This is a genomic window from Streptomyces sp. NPDC058289, assembly GCF_042880975.1.
GTDB classification, from domain to species: domain Bacteria; phylum Actinomycetota; class Actinomycetes; order Streptomycetales; family Streptomycetaceae; genus Streptomyces; species Streptomyces stoeckheimensis.
The window spans coordinates 55,464-77,117 of sequence record NZ_JBHVYI010000004.1 but is presented as its reverse complement, the minus strand read 5'-3'; the positions used below and the strand labels follow the sequence as shown (position 1 = coordinate 77,117).

General features: G+C 71.4%; 14 protein-coding genes and 1 tRNA gene. 10 read left to right on the top strand and 5 right to left on the bottom strand.

Translation table 11 applies throughout. The annotated features are described in order from the left end of the window. Positions 1-17: 17 nt before the first annotated feature. The 10 genes from ACFVX6_RS03015 (at position 18) to ACFVX6_RS02970 (ending at position 16,643) form a co-directional block, all read left to right on the top strand. On the top strand, positions 18-458 hold the full coding sequence (locus ACFVX6_RS03015) for an ATP-binding protein (RefSeq protein WP_389687343.1): 441 nt from the start codon (positions 18-20) through the stop codon (positions 456-458). Positions 459-1,231: 773 nt separating this feature from the next. Further along, complete coding sequence (locus ACFVX6_RS03010; RefSeq protein WP_389687341.1) at positions 1,232-3,649, top strand: sodium-translocating pyrophosphatase; 2,418 nt, start codon at positions 1,232-1,234, stop codon at positions 3,647-3,649. A gap of 173 nt (positions 3,650-3,822) precedes the next feature. Further along, positions 3,823-4,389, top strand: a complete 567-nt coding sequence (locus ACFVX6_RS03005; protein ID WP_250745401.1) for a small secreted protein — start codon at positions 3,823-3,825, stop codon at positions 4,387-4,389. A 232-nt stretch (positions 4,390-4,621) separates the two neighbouring features. Then, positions 4,622-6,193, top strand: coding sequence for a methyltransferase (locus ACFVX6_RS03000; protein ID WP_389687339.1), 1,572 nt, complete (start codon positions 4,622-4,624; stop codon positions 6,191-6,193). 136 nt (positions 6,194-6,329) lie between these two features. Beyond that, complete coding sequence (locus ACFVX6_RS02995) at positions 6,330-6,527, top strand: hypothetical protein (protein ID WP_389687337.1); 198 nt, start codon at positions 6,330-6,332, stop codon at positions 6,525-6,527. Between the two features lie 568 nt (positions 6,528-7,095). Then, positions 7,096-9,918 (top strand): type I DNA topoisomerase, encoded by a 2,823-nt coding sequence (topA, locus tag ACFVX6_RS02990; protein WP_389687335.1) that lies wholly within the window; start codon positions 7,096-7,098, stop codon positions 9,916-9,918. A gap of 152 nt (positions 9,919-10,070) precedes the next feature. Beyond that, on the top strand, positions 10,071-13,316 hold the full coding sequence (tmk, locus tag ACFVX6_RS02985; protein WP_389687333.1) for a dTMP kinase: 3,246 nt from the start codon (positions 10,071-10,073) through the stop codon (positions 13,314-13,316). Positions 13,317-13,453: 137 nt separating this feature from the next. Further along, the gene (locus ACFVX6_RS02980) at positions 13,454-14,665 is read left to right on the top strand and encodes a DNA polymerase III subunit delta' (protein ID WP_389687331.1); all 1,212 of its coding nucleotides are present in this window, start codon (positions 13,454-13,456) and stop codon (positions 14,663-14,665) included. Between the two features lie 215 nt (positions 14,666-14,880). Further along, positions 14,881-16,452 carry an alpha/beta hydrolase gene (locus ACFVX6_RS02975; protein ID WP_389687329.1) on the top strand — a complete coding sequence of 524 codons (1,572 nt, stop codon included), beginning with the start codon at positions 14,881-14,883 and terminating at the stop codon, positions 16,450-16,452. 117 nt (positions 16,453-16,569) lie between these two features. Then, positions 16,570-16,643: transfer RNA gene (locus ACFVX6_RS02970), tRNA-Thr, on the top strand. 62 nt (positions 16,644-16,705) lie between these two features. Here the strand turns inward: ACFVX6_RS02970 and ACFVX6_RS02965 are convergent. Genes ACFVX6_RS02965 through ACFVX6_RS02945 form a run of 5 tightly spaced genes read right to left on the bottom strand, consistent with a single transcriptional unit; the run spans position 16,706 to position 21,529 of the window. Next, the gene (locus ACFVX6_RS02965) at positions 16,706-17,812 is read right to left on the bottom strand and encodes an aspartate kinase (RefSeq protein WP_389687327.1); all 1,107 of its coding nucleotides are present in this window, start codon (positions 17,810-17,812) and stop codon (positions 16,706-16,708) included. Then, positions 17,809-18,828, bottom strand: coding sequence for an aspartate-semialdehyde dehydrogenase (locus ACFVX6_RS02960; protein ID WP_389687325.1), 1,020 nt, complete (start codon positions 18,826-18,828; stop codon positions 17,809-17,811). The genes ACFVX6_RS02965 and ACFVX6_RS02960 overlap by 4 nt, the downstream gene beginning before the upstream one ends. After that, positions 18,825-19,820: a DMT family transporter gene (locus ACFVX6_RS02955; protein WP_389687323.1), complete on the bottom strand. Its 996-nt coding sequence runs from the start codon at positions 19,818-19,820 to the stop codon at positions 18,825-18,827. The genes ACFVX6_RS02960 and ACFVX6_RS02955 overlap by 4 nt, the downstream gene beginning before the upstream one ends. Before the next feature lie 12 nt (positions 19,821-19,832). Beyond that, entirely contained in the window at positions 19,833-21,125 is a 1,293-nt protein-coding gene (locus ACFVX6_RS02950) for a methylaspartate mutase (RefSeq protein WP_389687321.1), read from the bottom strand. Further along, positions 21,122-21,529 carry a cobalamin B12-binding domain-containing protein gene (locus ACFVX6_RS02945; protein ID WP_389687319.1) on the bottom strand — a complete coding sequence of 136 codons (408 nt, stop codon included), beginning with the start codon at positions 21,527-21,529 and terminating at the stop codon, positions 21,122-21,124. Before ACFVX6_RS02945 ends, ACFVX6_RS02950 begins: the two co-directional genes overlap by 4 nt. Positions 21,530-21,654 lie beyond the last annotated feature (125 nt).

Below are 21,654 nucleotides of genomic sequence, written 5' to 3'. Positions count from 1 at the left end.
GTCCGAGGGGGACGCGCATGGCCACCGTTGAACTGCGCTTCAGCGCCCAGCCCGAACACGTCCGGACGGCCCGCTTGGTCGCGGCCGCCGTGGCGCGACGGGCCGGTGTGGAGGAAGCCGTCCTCGACGAGGTCCGTCTCGCCGTGGGCGAGGCCTGTTCGCGTGCCGTCGGACTGCATCGCACCAACGGGCTGACCGCGCCCGTCCGGGTGGTGCTGACCGAGGAGGAGAAGGTGTTCTCCATCGAGGTCAGCGACGAAGTACCCGGACCGGCCGGCGGTCCGGCTGCTGCCGTGCCCGGAATGGACGCCGTCCTGGACCCCGACATCGAGGGCGAGGACGAGATGGGCCTTGCCGTGATCAGCGGCCTGGTCGACGACGTCGACGTCATCAGCGGGGAGACCGGCGGGACCATCCGGATGAGCTGGCCCGTCTCGGGGACCTCCGAACTGCCGTAGTCGGCGGGTGCCCGGCTGCGGCTCGACCGCCGCCGGTCGCGGGGCGCTGCTCCCATCGGCGCCGGTCACGGCTCGACGCCCACCGCTTCGTGCCCGTTGTTACCAACCGCTATGTGCCCGTTGCCCGCCGAGTGGCCCTGTGCCGCCCGGGGGTTTTTGTGCTGCCCCGGGGCCCTCGTGGCCCCGGCGGGGTCTTGTGCTGCCCAGCGGTCACATGCCGTCCGGTGGGGCTCCGTGCGGCCTTGCAGGGTGTCGTGGGGCCTCCGCTGGGGCGCATGCCGGCTCGCAGGTCTCGTGGGGCTGGCGGGTTCTCGTGGTGCCCGGCGGGTTCTCGTCCCGCCTCGCGGGTTTGGTGCTTCCCCGTCTGTTTCGTGCCTCGGTCGGGCTGCGCCGCGGGCGGTCCTCGGCGTCCGGTCGTCTGGCGACGGGGGACCGGGCGGGTGCCGGTAAGGCGTCGGAGGCGCCTTGGTGTGGGCGCCGATGATGTTCCGCCGCGCGTGCCGACGTATCTTCTGATCTTATTCAAGGCCCTGCCGAGCAGGGCCTTTTGTGTGCCCGTAGATCAATTCCGTGATCGTTCTCCGGCAGATTTCCCGATCGGTGATCAAGCGTCAATGCTTTTGCCCCGTTACCGCTTTCGAGGGTAATGGAGTGACCAGATCTATTGGTGAGGAGCAAGTGCGGGCCAATTCCGTTTCCTGCGCACTGTTTTGATCGGGTCCCGCTCCCTACAATCCGTCCACATCTTGAGCTCATCACGTCAAGGAGGACGAATGACGGGGCTCTTCACCCCTATCGCGCCGGGTCGCACCACAGACCTGGCATCCGCAGTACTCACGGATGACAATCGGCTCATCGTGATCGTCATTGCGGCCGTGGCCATCGCCGCGCTCGTCGTCGCGCAGATCCTGGTCCGCCAGGTCCTCGCCGCCGACGAGGGAACCGACTCCATGAAGGAGATCGCCGCCGCCGTCCAGGAAGGCGCCAACGCCTACCTCGGCCGGCAGCTCCGCACGCTCGGCGTCTTCGCCGTCGTCGTGTTCTTCCTGCTGTTCCTGCTCCCCGCGGACGACTGGACGCAGCGGGCGGGACGTTCCGCCTTCTTCCTCGTCGGCGCCATCTTCTCGGCCGCCACCGGCTACATCGGCATGCGCCTCGCGGTCCGTGCCAACGTCCGCGTCGCCGCCGCCGCGCGCGAGGCCACCCCCAGAGAGGGCGAGCCCGCCAAGGACCTGACCGAGGTCTCCCACAAGGCCATGCGGATCGCGTTCCGCACCGGCGGCGTGGTGGGCATGTTCACCGTCGGCCTCGGCCTGCTCGGCGCGTCCTGCGTCGTGCTCGTCTACGCCGCCGACGCGCCCAAGGTCCTGGAGGGCTTCGGCCTCGGCGCCGCGCTCATCGCGATGTTCATGCGTGTCGGAGGCGGCATCTTCACCAAGGCCGCCGACGTCGGCGCCGACCTGGTCGGCAAGGTCGAGCAGGGCATTCCGGAGGACGACCCGCGCAATGCCGCGACCATCGCCGACAATGTGGGCGACAACGTCGGAGACTGCGCGGGAATGGCCGCCGACCTCTTCGAGTCGTACGCCGTCACCCTCGTGGCGGCCCTCATCCTCGGCAAGGCCGCCTTCGGCGACCTGGGCCTGGCCTTCCCGCTGATCGTCCCCGCCATCGGGGTCGTCACCGCGATGATCGGCATCTTCGCGGTCTCCCCGCGGCGCACCGACCGCAGCGGAATGACCGCCATCAACCGCGGATTCTTCATCTCCGCAGCCATCTCGCTGGTCCTCGTCGGGATCGCCGTCTACGCGTACCTGCCGGGCACCTACAAGGAGCTCGTCGGCGTCGACGACGCCGCGATCTCCGGGCACTCCGGCGACCCGCGGATCCTGGCGCTGGTCGCCGTCGCCATCGGCATCGTGCTCGCGGCCCTGATCCAGCAGCTCACCGGCTACTTCACCGAGACCAACCGCCGTCCCGTCCGGGACATCGGCAAGTCCTCCCTGACGGGCGCCGCCACGGTCGTGCTCGCGGGCATCTCGGTCGGCCTGGAGTCCGCCGTCTACACGGCGCTGCTCATCGGCCTCGGCGTGTACGGGGCGTTCCTGCTGGGCGGCACCTCGATCATGCTGGCGCTCTTCGCCGTGGCGCTGGCCGGCACCGGCCTGCTCACCACGGTCGGCGTCATCGTCGCCATGGACACCTTCGGCCCGGTCTCCGACAACGCCCAGGGCATCGCGGAGATGTCCGGGGACGTCGAGGGCGCCGGCGCGCAGGTGCTGACCGACCTGGACGCGGTGGGCAACACCACCAAGGCGATCACCAAGGGCATTGCCATCGCCACCGCCGTGCTCGCCGCGGCCGCGCTCTTCGGCTCGTACAACGACGCCATCGCGAACGCGGTCAAGGAGGTCGGCGCCAAGACGGCCGGGGAGATGAACCTCAGCCTGGACATCGCCCAGCCCAACAACCTGGTCGGGCTGATCCTGGGCGCGGCCGTCGTGTTCCTGTTCTCGGGCCTCGCCATCAACGCGGTGTCCCGTTCGGCCGGCGCGGTGGTCTACGAGGTGCGCCGCCAGTTCCGGGAGCACCCCGGGATCATGGACTACACCGAGAAGCCCGAGTACGGGCGCGTCGTGGACATCTGCACCAAGGACGCGCTGCGCGAACTCGCCACGCCCGGGCTGATCGCCGTCCTCACCCCGATCGCCGTCGGGTTCACGCTCGGCGTCGGAGCGCTCGGCTCCTTCCTCGCCGGCGCGATCGGCACCGGCACCCTGATGGCGGTCTTCCTCGCCAACTCCGGTGGCGCGTGGGACAACGCGAAGAAGCTCGTCGAGGACGGGCACCACGGCGGCAAGGGCAGTGCGGCCCACGAGGCGGTCGTCATCGGCGACACCGTCGGTGACCCGTTCAAGGACACCGCCGGTCCCGCCATCAACCCGCTGCTCAAGGTCATGAACCTGGTGGCGCTGCTGATCGCCCCCGCGATCGTGCAGTTCAGCTACGGCGCGGACGCCAGCCCGACCGTACGGGCGATCGTCGCGATCCTCTCGATCGGCGTCATCATCGGCGCGGTGTACGTCTCCAAGCGCCGCGGCATCTCCGTGGGCGACGACGGGGCGGGCGAGGGCGCGACCGCGGAGCGGGTGGGCCAGCAGGGCGACCCGGCGGCGGCGGTCTCCTCCTGAGACGGCAGTTGCGGGCCTGACCCGGCTCTCGCGGGCCTGAACCGGCCCGACTCGACCGTACGCCCGAATGGCGGACGGGGGGCGCGGACTGACGCGCCGTCCGTCCGCCTTTGCGTTTCCCGGATGGTGGACGTGTATCTTCCGGGCCGAGAGCCTTCGAAGGGACCAATCCGGTGAACAAGAAGCTTGCGGCCGCGGTATCGGGCGCTGCGGTGCTGATGCTCGTCCTGTCCGGCTGCGGCGGGGACGACGGCGACAAGAAGACCGACGCCTGGGCCAAGAAGGTCTGCGACAGCTGGCAGCCCGAGCTCAAGAAGATCGAGCAGGCGAACGCCGACATCAAGCGGGTGGCGACCGAGAGCAGTAAGCCCGAGGAGGTCCAGTCGACCGACTCGGCGGCCTTCGGGACCATGTCCGAGTCGTACAAGGCGATGGGTACGGCCCTTACGGGCGCGGGAGTTCCGCCCGTCAAGGACGGGGAGAAGACCCAGGCCGCCGCGGTCATGGGCTTCGAGTCGACGTCGGCGGGCTACACCGCCCTGAAGACGAAGATGGACGCCCTCGACGCCAAGGACCAGGGCAAGTTCGCCGAGGGCCTCAAGGAGGTGGCGGGCGGCCTGGAGGAGGCGACGAAGGGCGGCAAGGAAGCCCTCGACCAGCTCAAGGCGGGCGGGCTGGACAAGGCGATGAACAGCCAGAAGGGCTGCCAGGTGACGACTCCGTCGCCGGCGAAGTCCTAGAAGTCTTCGCGGAGGCCGCCGCTTTGCAGGCGGCGCCGCACACACCGGGGCGGCCGGGATCCTTCGGGACCCCGGCCGCCCCGGCGCATGTCCGTGGTGCTCGGCGGATGTCCGAAGGCCCCAGCGGATGTCCGTGGTGCTCGGCGGATGTCCGCAGGCCCCGGCGGATGTCCGCCCGCGCCGAAGGCCGTGTGGCGCGGGCAACGGCGGCGGCAGCGGCCACAATGGGCGGGTGAGTACCACCAGCCTTCCCCCCGGTCTGCCCACCCGCCTCCCCTCGTCGACCCGCGCGGCCGAGCTCCGCGCCGCGTTGCTCGCCGCGGGCTTCACCGCCGACGGGCTGCTCGACCTGCTCGGTGCCCCGGCGTACGCCGCGCTCGCCCGCAGTGAGACGGTCCCCGCCCTGCGCGCCACGCGGAGCCACGGCGACGGGCCGCTCGCGAGCCTGACCCGGCTGTTCCTGCTGCGGCAGCCGGTGCCGTACGTGCACGCGGCGGCGGCCCTGCCCGTCGATGCGGCGCTGGCCGACGGCTGGCTGCGGCGGGAGGGGGACGAGGTGCACGCCACCGTGGACGTGCGCCCGTACGGCGGTCCGGACGGCGAGGACTGGTTCATCGTCTCCGACCTCGGCTGCGCCGTCGGCGGGGCCGGCGGGATCGGCAGCCGCGAGGAGGGCGTGGTGCTCGGTGTCGGCGGAGCCTCCACGACCCTGGCCGGGATCACCATCCGCATCCCGGTCGGCTCGGCCCTCGACGTCGGCACCGGATCCGGGATCCAGGCACTGCACGCCGCCCAGCACGCGACCCGGGTCACGGCGACCGATGTCAACCCGCGGGCCCTGGAATTCACCCGGTTGACGCTGGCGCTGTCGGGGGCCCCCGAGGCGGAGCTGCTCGCCGGGTCGCTGTTCGAGCCGGTCGGCGGGGCCACGTACGACCTGATCGTGTCGAATCCGCCCTTCGTGATCTCCCCCGGAGCCCGGCTGACGTACCGGGACGGCGGGATGGGCGGCGACGACCTGTGCCGGACCCTGGTCCAGGAGGCCGGAGCCAGGCTCAACCCGGGCGGATTCGCGCAGTTCCTGGGCAACTGGCAGCACGTGGACGGCGAGGACTGGCACGACCGGGTACGGGCCTGGGTGCCGCGCGGCTGCGATGCCTGGATCGTGCAGCGCGACGTGCAGGACGTGACGCAGTACGCGGAGCTGTGGCTGCGCGACGCGGGAGACCACCGCACCGACCCCGCCGAGTACGAACAGCGGTACGAGGACTGGCTGGACGAGTTCGAAGCCCGCAAGACCAAGGCGGTCGGCTTCGGCTGGATCACGCTGCGGCGCAGCGACGCGGCCGAGCCGTCGATCGTGGTCGAGGAGTGGCCGCACTCGGTGGAACAGCCTCTCGGGGAAGCCGTCCTGGCGCACTTCGCGCGCCAGGACTACCTGCGCGACCACGACGACGCGGCCCTGCTCGCGGGCTATTTCCGGCTGACCGAAGAGGTCGTGCAGGAGCAGGTCGGCGCGCCCGGCGCGGAGGATCCGGAACACGTCGTGCTCCGGCAGAACCGGGGCATGCGGCGCGCCACCAAGGTCGACACGGTCGGGGCCGGCTTCGCCGGGGTGTGTGACGGATCACTGACCGCAGGGCGGATTCTGGACGCCATCGCCCAGCTGGTCGAGGAGGACCCGGTGGTCCTGCGGGACCGGACGCCCGAGGCGATCCGGATGCTCGTGGAGCAGGGGTTCCTGGAGCCGGTGAGCGCGGCGGAAACGGAAGCGGGCGCGGGGGCGGAGGCGGCCGGGGAGTAGGGCCGACGGCGCGGGCCGCGCAGTCGGAGCCAGGATGTAACCCCAGGTTCGACTGCTGTCTCCCCCCGGGTGAAATCCTCCCGTCAGCGGGATCCGGGGGGATCCCGAGAGCGGCCCGGGGGATGAGGTGAACGGCATGGAGCACGGTCCGGCGATCTTCGCGGCGGCCGTGTTCCTGCTGTTCGGGGCCGCTCTGCCGGCTTGGATGGGGGCGCGCGCCCCACGCGGCGCGCCGGTGGCCGAGGGCGTGCGCCCCGTCGTGGCCGTACCACTGGCCCTGCTCGTCGGCGGGGTGTCGCTGGCTCTCGGGGTCTGGTGCCTCGGACGGCTGTGAGGGCGGGGCCCGGCCCTTGTGACATGGGGCTCTGTGACATTGGGCTCTGACGTCCGGCCGGTGGCGCTCGGCCCCGCGGCGCTCGGCCCCGCAAAATTCGCCCGGTGGCGCTCGGCCCTGTGACATTCGGCCCACGGCACTCGGGCCCGTGATGCCGGGGCGGTGTCGCCGTCGGTGGTGGTGGCCGCTTCGGTCCGGCGGAGACGGGGGTCCCGGCTCGGGGCCGCCGAATCTGCCGGATGTCGCCCAGGTTCCGGCGGCGCGCCGGGTTTCGTCCGCTCGTCCGGAATGCGCGCAGGACCGTACGCATGGACGCACGTCGATCAACATCGACAAACACCGACGTGAAGAGGGGTCCGGGGGCGGGGCCAGACGGCCCTTCGGCCACTCTGCCCGGTGAGTGCGGAGGGCCCGGCGCGGCATCCGGGCGGCAGAAATGGCACTTGTCGGGTTACCGTTCGAGTGGCCGTTGCGGGCTTCTGCCGTTTGACACGGGGGCGGGTTGTACCGTCACACTCCGCAGCGTCGCCGTACTGCGACCGAGTGCCGACCGGAGAGAAGAGCCAAGTTGTCCCCGACTAGCGAGACCGCAAAGGGCGGCCGCCGACTCGTCATCGTCGAGTCCCCTGCCAAGGCGAAGACGATCAAGGGCTATCTCGGCCCCGGATACGTCGTCGAGGCGAGCGTCGGGCACATCCGCGACCTCCCGAGTGGCGCGGCCGAGGTTCCCGACAAGTACACCGGTGAGGTCCGCCGTCTCGGTGTGGACGTCGAACACGACTTCGCGCCGATCTACGTCGTCAACGCCGATAAGAAGGCCCAGGTCAGGAAGCTCAAGGAGCTGCTGGCCGAGTCCGACGAACTCTTCCTCGCCACCGATGAGGACCGCGAGGGCGAAGCCATCGCGTGGCACCTGCAGGAAGTCCTCAAGCCCAAGGTCCCCGTCCACCGGATGGTCTTCCACGAGATCACCAAGGACGCGATCCGCGACGCCGTCGCCAACCCGCGCGAGCTCAACCAGCGCATGGTCGACGCGCAGGAGACCCGCCGCATCCTCGACCGCCTCTACGGCTACGAGGTCTCGCCGGTCCTGTGGAAGAAGGTCATGCCGAAGCTGTCGGCGGGCCGCGTCCAGTCGGTGGCCACCCGCATGGTGGTCGAGAAGGAGCGCGAGCGCATCGCCTTCCGCTCGGCCGAGTACTGGGACCTGACCGGCACCTTCGCCACCGGCCGCGCCGGTGACGCCTCCGACCCCTCCACGCTGGTCGCCCGCCTGAACACGGTGGACGGCAAGCGCGTCGCACAGGGCCGCGACTTCGGTTCGACCGGGCAGCTCAAGAGCGAGGTGCTGCACCTCGACGAGGCGAACGCGCGGGCGCTGGCCGCCGCGCTGGCGGAGACCTCGTTCGCCGTCAGGTCGGTCGAGTCCAAGCCGTACCGCCGTTCCCCGTACGCCCCGTTCCGCACGACGACGCTCCAGCAGGAGGCCTCGCGCAAGCTCGGCTTCGGTGCGAAGGCGACGATGCAGGTGGCGCAGAAGCTGTACGAGAACGGCTTCATCACCTATATGCGTACCGACTCCACGACGCTCTCCGACACCGCGGTGTCGGCGGCCCGTGCGCAGGTCACGCAGCTCTACGGGGCCGAGTACCTGCCGGAGAAGCCGCGCGTCTACGCGGGCAAGGTCAAGAACGCGCAGGAGGCGCACGAGGCGATCCGTCCTTCGGGTGATCGTTTCCGCACCCCGGCCGAGACCGGTCTGACCGGCGACCAGTTCCGTCTGTACGAGCTCATCTGGAAGCGCACCGTCGCCTCCCAGATGAAGGACGCGGTCGGCAACTCGGTGACCGTGAAGATCGGCGGCCGGTCGGCGGACGGCCGTGACGCCGAGTTCAGCGCGTCCGGCAAGACGATCACCTTCCACGGCTTCATGAAGGCCTACGTCGAGGGCGCGGACGACCCGAACGCCGAGCTCGACGACCGTGAGAAGCGTCTCCCGCAGGTCGCCGAGGGCGACGCGCTGTCGGCCGAGGAGATCACGGTCGACGGCCACTCGACCAAGCCGCCGGCCCGCTACACCGAGGCCTCGCTGGTCAAGGAGCTGGAAGAGCGGGAGATCGGCCGTCCGTCGACGTACGCGTCGATCATCGGCACGATCCTGGACCGCGGGTACGTCTTCAAGAAGGGCACGGCGCTCGTGCCGTCCTTCCTGTCGTTCGCCGTGGTCAACCTGCTGGAGACGCACTTCGGGCGGCTCGTCGACTACGACTTCACCGCCAAGATGGAGGACGACCTCGACCGCATCGCGCGGGGCGAGGCCCAGTCCGTGCCGTGGCTCAAGCGCTTCTACTTCGGCGCGGAGGACGCGACCGAGGTCGTGCCGGCCGACGGTGACGCGCTCGGCGGTCTGAAGGAGCTGGTGACCGACCTGGGCGCGATCGACGCCCGGGAGATCTCCTCCTTCCCCGTCGGCGAGGGCATCGTGCTGCGCGTCGGCCGCTACGGGCCGTACGTGGAGCGCGGTGAGAAGGACGCCGAGGGCCACCAGCGGGCGGACGTTCCCGAGGAGCTGGCCCCCGACGAGCTGACGGTCGAGTACGCGGAGGAGCTCTTCGCGAAGCCGAGCGGCGAGTTCGAGCTGGGCAAGGACCCGATCAGCGGGAACGAAATCGTCGCGAAGGACGGTCGCTACGGGCCGTACGTGACGGAGATCCTGCCCGAGGGCACGCCGAAGACGGGCAAGAACGCGGTCAAGCCGCGGACGGCCTCGCTGTTCCAGTCGATGAGCCTGGACACGGTCACGCTCGAAGACGCCCTTCGTCTGATGTCCCTTCCCCGGGTCGTCGGCGTGGACGCGGAGGGCGCGGAGATCACCGCGCAGAACGGCCGCTACGGCCCGTACCTGAAGAAGGGCACGGACTCGCGGTCGCTGGAGACCGAGGACCAGCTGTTCGCCATCACCCTGGAGCAGGCGCTCGCGATCTACGCGCAGCCGAAGCAGCGGGGGCGCGCGGCCGCGAAGCCGCCGCTGAAGGAGCTGGGGACGGACCCGGTCAGCGAGAAGCCGGTGGTCGTCAAGGACGGCCGGTTCGGCCCGTACGTGACGGACGGCGAGACGAACGCGACGCTGCGGCGGGACGACGACGTCGAGACGATCACGCCGGAGCGGGGCTACGAGCTGCTCGCGGAGAAGCGCGCCAAGGGTCCGGTGAAGAAGACGGCCAAGAAGGCTCCCGCGAAGAAGGCCCCGGCGAAGAAGGCGACGGCGACGAAGACCGCTGCCGCCAAGAAGACGACGACGGCCAAGAAGGCGACGGCGGCGAAGAAGACCACCGCCACCGCGAAGAAGACGGCCGCGAAGAAGACGGCGGCCGCTGCGGCGGACGAGTAGTCGCTGACGAGCAGTCGCGGACCAGTAGTCGCGGACGAGTAGTAACCGGCAGGGCCCGTGCGATGCGCACGGGCCCTGCCGTTTCGGGGGTCACACCGGAGCTTGTCCACAGGGGCTCCGCACCCGCCAAGCACAGCGGATAGGCTGGGCGGATGACGCGAGCCGAGCAGCCAACGGTCGTGACCGCCACCACCGACACCGCCCCCACCTACGACGAAGCCCTCGCCGCGGACTCCCGCGAGCGCGCGGTGCGCGCCCTGCTGCGCACCCCCGGGCTGCGCCGTCTGTGGAGCGCGCAGTTGGTGAGCGGCATCGGCGATGCCCTCGCCCTGCTGGTCCTGGTGCTCCTGGTCTTCCAGGCGGCCGTGGACCAGGAGCCCTTCGGCGGTGGTTACACCGGCTGGGCCCTCGCCGTGGCCGCCGTCTTCGGCGTCCGCGTGGTGTCCACCGTCCTCTTCGGTGCGGTCCTCCTCGGACCGCTGGCCAAGCTCACCGCCCCCGGCGGCAAGCTGGACCGCCGCTGGACGATGATCGGCGCCGACGGGCTCCGGCTCGGCCTCTTCGTCGTGGCCCCGCTGTGGCTCGACTGGATCGGCCCGAACGCGCTGACCGCCCTGCTCGCCACCGTCTTCGTCTCCGGCGCCGCCGAGCGGATGTGGGGGCTGGCCAAGGACAGCGCCGCGCCCGGCTTGCTGCCGACGCCGCCGCCGGAGGGGGCGACCGTACGGCCGCTGCCCGATCACCTCGACGCCCTGCGCCGGCTGAACCTGCGTACCGCCTTCGCCGCCCTGCCGATCGCCGCGGCCGCACTGCTCGCCTCGACGCTGATCGGCAAGGCCCTCGGCCTCGGCATCGGCTGGTTCGCCGAGAACCAGGCCGCCCTCGGCTCGTACGTGGCCTCCGGTCTCTTCGCGGCCTCCGTATCGCTGCTGCTCCCGCTGGTGCTGCCCGCGACGAAGACCCCGCGGCCGCGCTCCCCGCTGGAGGGCCTGCGCGCCCCCAAGGCGGGGGACCGGCCGGAGAAGGGGCGTACCGGGGCCATCCCGCTGTTCGTCCTCGTCTGCGCGGCCGTCGCCGGAGCCGTCGCTGCCGCCGCCGCCGTGGCCGTCCTGCACGCCACCGACCTGGGGGGCGGAGCAGCCGCGTTCTCGCTGTTCGTACTGGCCCTGCTGGGCGGCACCGCCCTCGGCATCCGCGCCACCCAGGCCGGCAAGGTCCTTCCCTCCCTGTCCCGGCGCCGCCTGCTCGCGCTGGCCGTCGGGGTGGCCGGGCTGGCGCTGCTGCTGACCGGGCTGGTTCCGGACACCTCGACGGTGGTGTTCCTCTCGCTGCTCGCCGGCACCGCCGCGGGCGTCGCCGCGAACACCGGGCACACGCTGCTCGACCAGGAGACCGAGGAGTTCCGCCGGGCCCGGGTCACCGAGCACCTGCAGGCCGTCGTCCGGGTCGCCGTGGCCGTCGGGGCCGTGGCCGCCCCGCTGCTGGCCGCCCTGATCGGACCGCACCGGCTGGCCGCCGGCGGGGTCGTCTTCGCCCACGGCGGCGCGGCCTTCACGCTGATGCTGGTCGGCGCCCTGCTGCTGCCGGTCGCCGTCATCGTCCTGGCCAAGGCCGACGACCGCAGCGGCGTACCGCTGCGCCGCGACCTGCGCGAGGCGCTGCGCGGCGGGGAGCCGGTCCAGGCCGCGTCCGACGCCGGGTTCTTCATCGCCCTGGAGGGTGGCGACGGCGCCGGCAAGTCCACCCAGGTGCAGGCGATGGCCGACTGGATACGGGCGAAGGGCCACGAGGTCGTCGTCACGCGCGAGCCCGGGGCCACCCCGGTGGGCAAGCGGCTGCGTTCGATCCTGCTCGACGTGTCCTCCGCCGGCCTGTCGAACCGCGCCGAGGCCCTGCTGTACGCGGCCGACCGCGCCGAGCACGTGGACACCGTCGTACGGCCCGCCCTGGAGCGCGGCGCGGTGGTCATCACCGACCGCTACGTCGACTCCTCGGTGGCCTACCAGGGCGCCGGCCGGGACCTGTCCCCGACCGAGATCGCCCGTATCTCGCGCTGGGCCACGGACGGACTCGTACCGAATCTGACCGTGCTGCTCGACGTGTCGCCGGAGACGGCCCGGGAGCGGTTCACGGAGGCGCCGGACCGGCTGGAATCGGAGCCGGCGGAGTTCCACCAGCGCGTGCGCGCCGGATTCCTGACCCTGGCCGCGGCCGACCCCGGGCGCTACCTGGTGGTCGACGCGGGCCAGGACCCGGAGTCGGTCAGCACCGTCGTGCGCCACCGCCTGGACCGGATGCTCCCGCTGTCGGAGGCCGAGGTGGCCGCGCAGGCGGAGGCCCGCCGGCTCGCCCTGGAGGAGGCCAAGCGCAAGGCCGAGGAAGAGGCCGCGCGCAAGGCGGAGGAAGCCCGGCTGCTGGCCGAGGAAGAGGCCCGCAAGGCCCGCGAGGCCGAGGAGGCCCGGATCGCGGCCGAAGCCGAGGCCGCCCGCAAGGAGCACGAGGCGCGGCTGCGCGCCGAGGAGGAGGCCCGCGAGCGGGCCGAGGCCGAGCGGCTGCGGCTGGAGGCCGAGGAGAAGGCCCGCGCGGTGGAGCAGGAGCGGCTGCGCAAGCAGGCGGAGGAGGAGGCCCGGCTGCACGCCGAGGCCGAGGAGCGCCGGCTGGAGAAGCAGCGGCGGGCCGAGGAGGCCCTGCTGAAGGCCGAGGAGGCGCGGCGGCTGGCCGAGGCCTCGGCGGCGGAGGCGGCGGCGAAGTCCGCTGCTGCCGCGGCGGCTGCCGCCTCGGTCGCGGCTGCTTCGGCGTCCGTGCCGGCGGCTGCGCCTGCTGCACCGGCGGCTCCTGCGGCTGCCCCTGCTGCTGCCGGGGAGTCTGCGCCCAAGGCCGACCTGCGCAAGGAACCGCACCACGACGAGGCCGTCACGATCGAGACTCCGGTCGTCAAGCGGGTCGTGCAGCCGGACGACGTCACCCAGACGGTCCCGGTCCCGCAGGCCGATCCGGCGGCGGGTCCGGCGGACGAGACGGCGGTGCTGCCGCCCGTCCGCGCGACGGGTCCGGCGGACGAGACGGCGGTCCTGCCGCCCGTACGCCCCACGGGCACGGGCGAGGCGCCGGCTACGCGGCCGGCAGCGCCCAGGGCCCCGTACTCCGCGTCCCGGCCGACGGCCCAGCGCCCCGAGGAGAACCCGGCCGACCGGGTCCCGCCGGGCATCTTCCGCGACTCGGGCAACGACGCGACCCGCGAACTGCCGCTCCCCGCCGAGGACGGCCGGCCGCGCAGGCCCCGCTCGGACTGGGCGGAGGAGACTCCGCTGGACGATCTGCCGACGCTGGCGGACGAGCTGCTGGGACCGCGCCGGGACGACGAGGACGACCAGGGCCGGGGGCCGCGCCGCCGCTGACCGCGGCGGTGACGGGACCGGCGGCGTTGACGGCTGGGGTCGTCGTGGGGACCGGCTGACGGGGATTGTCAGTGGGAGCCGCCACACTGGGTGAGCAGACGGCACGGACGGTACGCGAGGGAAAGGTGGTGGGCGGGATGCCCGTATGGGACGACCTGGTGGGACAGGAGCGGGTCCAGACCCAGCTGGCCGCCGCCGCAGTCGACGCCGACGCCCTGGTCACCGCCATCGAATCGGGGAACCCGCCGCCGCCCGCCTCCAAGATGACGCACGCCTGGCTGTTCACCGGCCCGCCCGGCTCCGGCCGGTCCACCGCCGCCCGTGCCTTCGCGGCCGCGCTCCAGTGCACCAGCCCGGACCGCGCCCTCGGCGGCGAGCCGGGCTGCGGGTTCTGCGACGGCTGCCACACCACCGTGATCGGTACGCACGCCGACGTCGAGATCGTCCGTACCGATCAGCTGTCCATCGGCGTGAAGGACACCCGGGCGCTGGTGCGCCGGGCGCAGCTCTCCCCGGCCGTCGGACGCTGGCAGGTCATCGTCCTGGAGGACGCCGACCGGTTGACGGAAGGCGCGGGCAACGTCCTGCTCAAGGCCGTGGAAGAGCCCGCTCCGCGGACCGTGTGGCTGCTGTGCGCCCCCTCGCTGGAGGACGTGCTGCCCACCATCCGCTCCCGCTGCCGGCACCTTTCGCTGCGCACCCCGCCGGTGTCCGCCGTCGCCGAGGTGCTCGTGCGGCGCGACGGCATCGAACCGGCCGTGGCGCAGGCCGCCGCCCGCGCGACCCAGGGGCACATCGGCCGGGCCCGCCGGCTCGCCACCGACGAGGCGGCCCGTTCACGGCGCGCCACCGTGCTGCGGCTGCCGTTGCGCGTGGCCGACGTCGGCGACTGCCTGAAGGCGGCGCAGGAGCTGGTGGACGCCGCTGCGGAGGACGCCAAGCAGGTCGCGGAAGAGGTCGACACCAAGGAGACCGAGGAGCTGCGGGCCGCGCTCGGCGCCGGAGCGGGTACCGGCGGGCGGATGCCGCGCGGTACGGCGGGCGTGATGAAGGAGCTGGAGGACCGGCAGAAGCGCCGGCGTACGCGTACGCAGCGCGACAGCCTCGACCTGGCCCTGACCGACCTCACCGGCTTCTACCGGGACGTGCTGGCCCTCCAGCTCGGCTCCGCGCTGGCCATCGCGAACGAGGAGATACGGCAGGACCTGGACCGGATCGCCCGGGAGTCGGGCCCGGAGCGCACCTTGCGGCGGATCGAGGCGATCATCGCGTGCCGGCAGGCGCTGGACCGCAACGTCGCCCCGCTGCTCGCCGTCGAGGCCATGACGATGTCGCTGCGCGCGGGCTGACACGCGGTTCCGCTGCGCCTCCGGGTGCGCGCCTGCGCCTGTGACTGCCTGTGCCTGTGACTCCGGTTGACGGCCTCACCCGTTCGAGGGGTCCGCGTGGCGGGCCGGAGACGCCCCCGGTCCGTGCGGGGCGGCGCCCCGCGCCCGGGCGGCCGCCCGCCGCCCGGCGCGGGCACGACCGCCCCGGGCATGCCCGCAGGCCGTAGGCTCCGGGAATGGACACCAGTCGCCTGCTGCGCACCACCGGGACCGTGATCGCCGCTGCGGGGCTACTGCTCTCCGGGTGCACCTCGGGCGGTTCGGGAACACCCCGTGCCGCCGCGTCGTCCGGCGGGGCCTCCGAGAAGCCGTCGGCCGAGCCGACCGCCGTCCCGGCCGCGCTGCGCCCGTACTACGACCAGAAGCTGACCTGGCGCGAGTGCGGTGTGCCCGGCTTCGACTGCACCACCATGAAGGTTCCGCTGGACTACGAGAACCCCGGGGCCGGGGACATCGACATCGCGGTGTCCCGCCGCAAGGCCACGGACCCCTCCAAGCGGCTCGGCTCGCTCGTGGTGAACCCGGGCGGCCCGGGCGGATCCGGCATCGGCTACCTCCAGGCGTACGCGGGCATCGGCTACCCGGCCCCGGTGCGTGCCGCGTACGACATGGTCTCCTTCGACCCGCGCGGCGTCGACCGCAGCAGCCCCGTGGAATGCCTGAACGGCCCGGCCATGGACAAGTACACCCAGGTGGACCAGACGCCGGACACGCCGGCGGAGCAGGCCCTGCTGGTGGCCGCCTTCAAGGAGTTCGCGGCCGCCTGCCAGACGCACTCGCAGCGGGTCCTGCCGCACGTGTCCACGATCGACGCCGCCCGCGACATGGACGTCCTGCGCGCGGTGCTGGGCGACGAGAAGCTGACGTACGTCGGAGCCTCGTACGGCACCTTCCTCGGGGCGACGTACGCCGACCTCTTCCCGGGCCGAACCGGCCGGCTGGTGCTCGACGGGGCGATGGACCCCTCCCGGCCCGCGGTCGAACTGAACCGGGACCAGACGGAGGGCTTCGAGACCGCCTTCCGGGCCTTCGCGGCGGACTGCGCGAAGCAGACCGACTGCCCGCTCGGCCAGGGCAGCCCGGAGCAGATCGCGGAACGCCTGAAGGAGTTCTTCCGCAAGGTCGACGCCCAGCCGGTCCCCACGACCGACCGCTCGCGCAGCGCGCTCGGCGAGTCGCTGGCGACGACCGGGGTGATCGCCGCCCTGTACGACGAGAACGCCTGGCCGCAGCTGCGCGAGGCGCTCGGGGCCGCGATCAACGCGGACGACGGCAACGGGCTGCTGGCGCTCGCCGACAGCTACTACGAGCGCGAGCAGGACGGCAAGTACGCCAACCTCATGTCGGCGAACGCCGCCGTCAACTGCCTCGACCAGCCACCGGCCTTCGCCGGGCCCGAGGCGGTCGAGAAGCAGCTGCCCTCCTTCGAGAAGGCCTCTCCGGTCTTCGGCGCGGGCCTGGCCTGGGCCTCGCTGAACTGCACGTACTGGCCGGCGAAGGCCACCGGCACGGCCCAGGCACTGCACGCGAAGGGCGCCCCGCCGATCGTGGTGGTCGGCACCACCCGCGACCCGGCGACCCCGTACAAGTGGGCCGAGGCCCTGGCGATGCAGCTCGACTCGGGCGTCCTGCTGACCTACGACGGCGACGGCCACACGGCGTACGGCCGGGGCAGCGACTGCATCGACTCGGCGATCAACCGCTACCTGCTGGAGGGCACTGCTCCGCAGGACGGGAAGAAGTGCTGACCACCACCGGCGACGCCGTTGAAGGACCCTGTTCGGGGCACCCCGTTTAACCCTGTAGACTTGGCGCCGCTGCTGATGAGAGCCTCCCACCAGGGAAATTCTTGTCTTCCCAGCGGTGCCGCCTTAGCTCAGCTGGCCAGAGCAACGCACTCGTAATGCGTAGGTCTCGGGTTCGAATCCCGAAGGCGGCTCTGTAGAACCCCCAGGACTCACTCGCCGTGACCTGGGGGTTTTGCTTTTTTCGAGGTCGTGCTCAGACCAGTACGGATGACCTGTCGCGGAGGTCGGTGTGCAGGCGGTGCCCGTAGTCCAGGGCGGAATCCGCCGTGGGGGCCACGTGGAGCAGGGGTTGTCCGGCACGGACTTCGGTCACCATGCGTTCATCGGTGATCTCACCGGTGAGGCCGTTCTCGTCGAGGCAGCGTCGCACGTCGAAGAAGCCGCCGTTCACCGCTACCAGATGGCGGCCGGGCCAGTCCGGGAGACTCGCGGGAGCCCCGGCGGATTCGAGTGCCCCGAGGGCGAGCTCCGCCTCGGACGAGGTCCCGAACTCGGCGACGACCGAACGGGCATCGATGATCACAGCGTCGACGCCGATGCCGTCGCCATGGCCGTCGATCACCGAACCCGCCTCGAACGCACCCGTGTTGAGTCGGCAGACGATCTGCACCTGGTGGCGCTGGGCGGTCCGCACCGCCTCCGGGTGCAGTACCTTCGCGCCGTGGCGACCGAGCAGCACGACGTCCTCGTACGAGAGGGCGGGAATGCGCCGCGCCTCCGGGACCAGGCGCGGATCGGCGTCGTACACCCCGTTGACGTCGGAGTAGATCTCACAGCTCTTCAGGCCCAGAGCACCTGCCAGCGCCGTGGCGCTGAGGTCGGAACTGTTCTTCCCGAGCCAGGCCGGGTTCCCGCTCCCGTCGTCGGCCTGTCCGCCGGGAAGCACGACGACGGGAGCGCGCGTGAATGCCTCCTCCAGCGGGCCCGGGTCGAAGCCGGTGAGCGTGGCCGCCTTGTGCCGGGTGCCGTCCGAGCGCAGTCCGGTGCGGTCGCCGTGCAGCATCACCGCGTCGACGCCCTCGCCCCGCAGGGCTATCCGCAGCAGACCCGCGCCGATGGTGTCCGCAAGGGGCAGCACTCCGTGGAGCGTTTCCACGGAAACACCGGGGTCGATGGACTGGGCGATCTCGCGCAGGCCCTCGGTCGCGCCCGGCATGCCGCTGACGACCACGACGAGCCGTTCCCCGGCTTCGACCCGGGCTCTGAGGTGCGCGGCCACATCACGGTAGTGGCCGGCGGAGGCGAAGCTGGACCCGCCGAACTTCAGCACGCTTGTGGGGCGGTGGTCGATGTTGCTCATGCCATGCCCTCCTGGACGGCTCGTTCGGCGATCTGCAGCGCGTTGAGTGCGGCGCCGATCCTCAGGTTGTCCGCGACGAGCCACAGCAGGGCGCGGTTCGGGCGCTCGGGGTCGATCCGGATGCGGCCGACGTGGACCAGATCGGGCGCGTCGACGATGGTGCGGGGCGTGGGCCAACCCTCGCGCCACACCTTGACCTCGTCCTGGGCGTCCAGCAGGCGGGCCAGTTCGGTGGCGTCCACCGGGCGATCGCACTCGAGGGCAACGGCCTCGCTGTGCCCGTTCTCCACGGGGACTCGGACGCAGGTCGCGACGAGGTCCAGTCCGGGCAGGTCGAGGATGCGCCGGGACTCCTGCCGCATCTTGCGCTCTTCGAGGGTGAATCCGTCGGCCTGCATGGTGTCGATGGCCGGCAGGACGTCGAAGGCCAGTGGCTGACTGAACCGCTGGGCCTGAGCGGTTTCGCCCGCCAGAATGCTGCGCGCGCCGTCGTACAACTCGTCGATGCCGTTCTGACCACCGCCGGAGGCGGCCTGGTAGGTGGAGACGTAGACGCTCCGCAGCCCGAAGGCCTCGTGTACCGGGCGCAGCAGACGAACCAGCGGAATGGTCGAGCAGTTGGGGTTGGCGACGATCCCGGAGATCGGGCGCTCGGCCAGCAATGCGCCGTTGACCTGCGGAACGACGAGATGCGATGCGGGGTCCATCCGGAAGGCGTTGGTGTTGTCGATCACCAGGGCGCCTGCTCCGGCGGCCTTCTCCGCCCATTCGGCGCTGACGGGTGTACCCGCAGAGAAGAACGCGATGTCGACGTCGGAGAAGTCCGTGGTGCGCAGGTCCTCGACGACGACGGTCCGGCCGAGGACGGTTACGGCGCGGCCGGCGGACCGCTCCGAAGCGACCAGCCGCACGGAGTCGTGGGCGAATCCGCGCTCCTCGATCAGGCCCAGCAGGGTGCGGCCTACGGCTCCGGTGCCGCCGACGACGGCGATACGGGGTGGACGCGAACGACTCACGTGGTGCTCCGAGAAGGGAGGGCCGGTACGGGACCGGCGGCTTTGATTGCCACAGGGGCGACGGGAGTAAGGGGGGTGGCGGCGGGAACCGGGGCGACCGGGCGGCTCGGCCCGAAGCGCCAACCGAGGTTGATGCCCAGGGTCGCGGCGGCGATCAGCGGAATGCCCAGGGCTTGCAGAAGGCTCACACGGTGTCCGTACACGGCCCAGTCGCAGAACATCGCAACGGCCGGATAGATGAAGGCCAGCACGGCGATCTTGGACGTGGGCAGCTTCTGGTACGAGGAGTACATGAGGGCGTACATCACACAGGTGTGGATGACCCCGAGGCCGACCAGCCAGGCCCAGCCGGCGCCCAGACCTGCCGTCTCCGCCAGGTTCGTGAACGGAAGCAGCAGGGGGATGCCCACGAGAACCTGCATCAGGGCGACCAGATGCGGCCTCACGCCCGTCACGCGTTTGGTGTAGATGGTGGAGAGCGCATAGAAGAGGGCTGCGAGCAGCGCCTCTCCCAGTCCGATCAGGTAGCTGCCGCCTCCGACGAGGTCGGCGGGGGACACCCCGGCGACCAGGACGAGTCCACCGAAGGCGACGGCCAGCCAGCCGAACTTCGAGATCGTCAGCTTGTCGCGGAAGAAGAGCGCGCCGAGCAGGACCACGTAGAACGGCTGTGTGTGGTAGACGACCGTGGCAACGGAAATGGACGTGGACCGGTACGACTCGAAGAGCAGCACCCAGTTGAAGACGATGAACACACCGCCCAGGCAGGTCAGGAGAACCTTGTGCCGGGTGAAGCCGTGGTCACGGAAGAATCCGCGGGCCAGGCAGTACAGGCCGAGTGCGACCGCGCCGAACACGCATCGGAAGAAGACCACGTTGAACGGAGCGGCTCCGGACTCGACCACGAAGACGCCGATCGTGCCCGAGAGGACCATCGCCAGTGACAGCTGGAGAGCGCCCTTTCGTTCTGCTCCGGTCGGGGCTGCGCTCATGGTGAACCTCTTCTATCGAAGGACGGGGACAGGCCGGAGGTCGTAGCGCCTCTGGTTCTCGCTGAGCATCCGGAGCAACTCGGCCGATCCGCCCGCGTGGGCGTCCGTTCGCGCGCTCCGCGGAGGCAGGGGCATCCGGCCGGTGTCGGCCCAGGTGAGCCGCCCCTCGGGGGTGAAGGCAGTCCGTGTCCGCCCGGCGTTGTCCGGGTGGAGGCAGTACGGCAGGTCCAGCACGCCCGTACGGAATGCGGTGACCAGGGAGTCACCGATGTCAGGGCGCAGCCCGCGAACCGCATCGACCAGGGCGCGTGCCTCGAGGTAGGTCTCGCTGTCCTCGTCGCCATGGTCCGTACGGGTGATGAGAGCGGCCTGTGGCCCGAAGCGGGTCGCGTGCTCGGCTGCGAGTTCCAGCGCCTCGACGTTCTCCGCGACCGTGGGGATGCGCGAGGATTCGACGGCGGTCTTGACGATCAGCCGATGCGCGCCTGCCGCCAGTGCCAGTTCCACGCTGTCGCGGGAGATCGCCGCAGCGCCCTCGGGGGTGCTGGGGAAGAGCCCCATGAACGTGTAGACGACGATATGGGTGTCCAGATCGGGCAGGAACTCGCGGACGAGTCGGCGAAGTGCCCGGACTGCCTCGCGGTCCTGGCCGGCGTGCACCTGCTGTGCGTAGCTCAGCGAGATGCTGCGGAGACCGTGCTGCCGGAAGAAGAGCCCCTCCAGGATGCTGAGCGCGACCGTCAGCGATGGCGGACACAGCTGGCCCAACATGCAGCCGGCGAAGCTCTCCAGGTGTCCGGGCCTGCCGTCGCCGGGGCCCGGCGCGAGGACCTCGCAGCACTCGGCCCAGGCCTCGACGGCCTTGGCGAGCGGAACTCGGCTGTAGGGCAGGCAGTAGGAGACGGGGCCGCCCTCAGTGGCGTCCAGTCCCGCGTCCAGCAGGGTCCTGAAGATCTTCAGGGGCAGTGCGGATCCGTGCCGTACCTGGACGGGTACGCGGGTGCCGACGGCCTCGGCGACCATGTCGCGGGTGTCGGTGGCCCCGTGCAGTACGAGGGGATAGCCGTTCAGATCGTGGCCGTCGCGAAGGGCGAGGTCGGCGGCCGCGTGATCGCCGACCCTGGTGTAGCTGTCCAGGGTGAGGGTGCCGACGGTGTCGGCCCGTGCGCCGGCGACGGCCCGCAGACCGTCACGCATGCGGGGGATGGTGCCGAAACCCATCCGGGGCTGGACCACGAGTCGGCCCTGCGCGTGGTGCTCGGCCACGTAGGCGGAGAAGGCGATGGGCGCCGGTGACGTCGTCACGCCGCGACCAAGGCGTCAAGGTGCTCGAGGTGCCGGATGAACTCCGGAATCGCGTCCTCACCGACGAAGACCCCGGAGAAGCCCTGGTCGAGCAGGTCGGCGATGTAGCTGGTGTTCCCGTCTCCCCGAGTGCCCAACTTGCCGCCGATGACGACCGGAAGGCCGGGAAGGTGCTCGTGCAGGGCGCGGACGTACGATCCGCCCTGTTGATGGCCATGACCGTTGACGCTGCTGATGACGACCAGGTCGGGACGCTCGCTGAGGGCTTCCTGCACAAGCAGTGATTCCGGTACACAGGCACCGATGTTGACGGTCTGATGACCGAGTTCCTCCAGCAGGAGCTGGAGATAGACCAGATTCCAGGTGTGTGAATCCGAGGAGACACTGGATATGAGGACTCTCATGGGGTGCTGGGCTCCGGCTGGTGGTGTGGGTCAATGGCCCGGCATCCGGTCTGTGCGGAGACCGTTTCCCGGTGGCGTTGGAGAGAGCTTCTCCTTCCGTGCACCCCGCACGTAAGGAGATGTGG

Coding starts and splice junctions, on each gene's coding strand:
- ACFVX6_RS03015 (WP_389687343.1), top strand. CDS start 18: ATGGCCACCGTTGAACTGCGCTTCAGCGCCCAGCCCGAACACGTCCGG.
- ACFVX6_RS03010 (WP_389687341.1), top strand. CDS start 1,232: ATGACGGGGCTCTTCACCCCTATCGCGCCGGGTCGCACCACAGACCTG.
- ACFVX6_RS02995 (WP_389687337.1), top strand. CDS start 6,330: ATGGAGCACGGTCCGGCGATCTTCGCGGCGGCCGTGTTCCTGCTGTTC.
- tmk (WP_389687333.1), top strand. CDS start 10,071: ATGACGCGAGCCGAGCAGCCAACGGTCGTGACCGCCACCACCGACACC.
- ACFVX6_RS02980 (WP_389687331.1), top strand. CDS start 13,454: ATGCCCGTATGGGACGACCTGGTGGGACAGGAGCGGGTCCAGACCCAG.
- ACFVX6_RS02975 (WP_389687329.1), top strand. CDS start 14,881: ATGGACACCAGTCGCCTGCTGCGCACCACCGGGACCGTGATCGCCGCT.
- ACFVX6_RS02965 (WP_389687327.1), bottom strand. CDS start 17,812: ATGAGCAACATCGACCACCGCCCCACAAGCGTGCTGAAGTTCGGCGGG.
- ACFVX6_RS02955 (WP_389687323.1), bottom strand. CDS start 19,820: ATGAGCGCAGCCCCGACCGGAGCAGAACGAAAGGGCGCTCTCCAGCTG.
- ACFVX6_RS02945 (WP_389687319.1), bottom strand. CDS start 21,529: ATGAGAGTCCTCATATCCAGTGTCTCCTCGGATTCACACACCTGGAAT.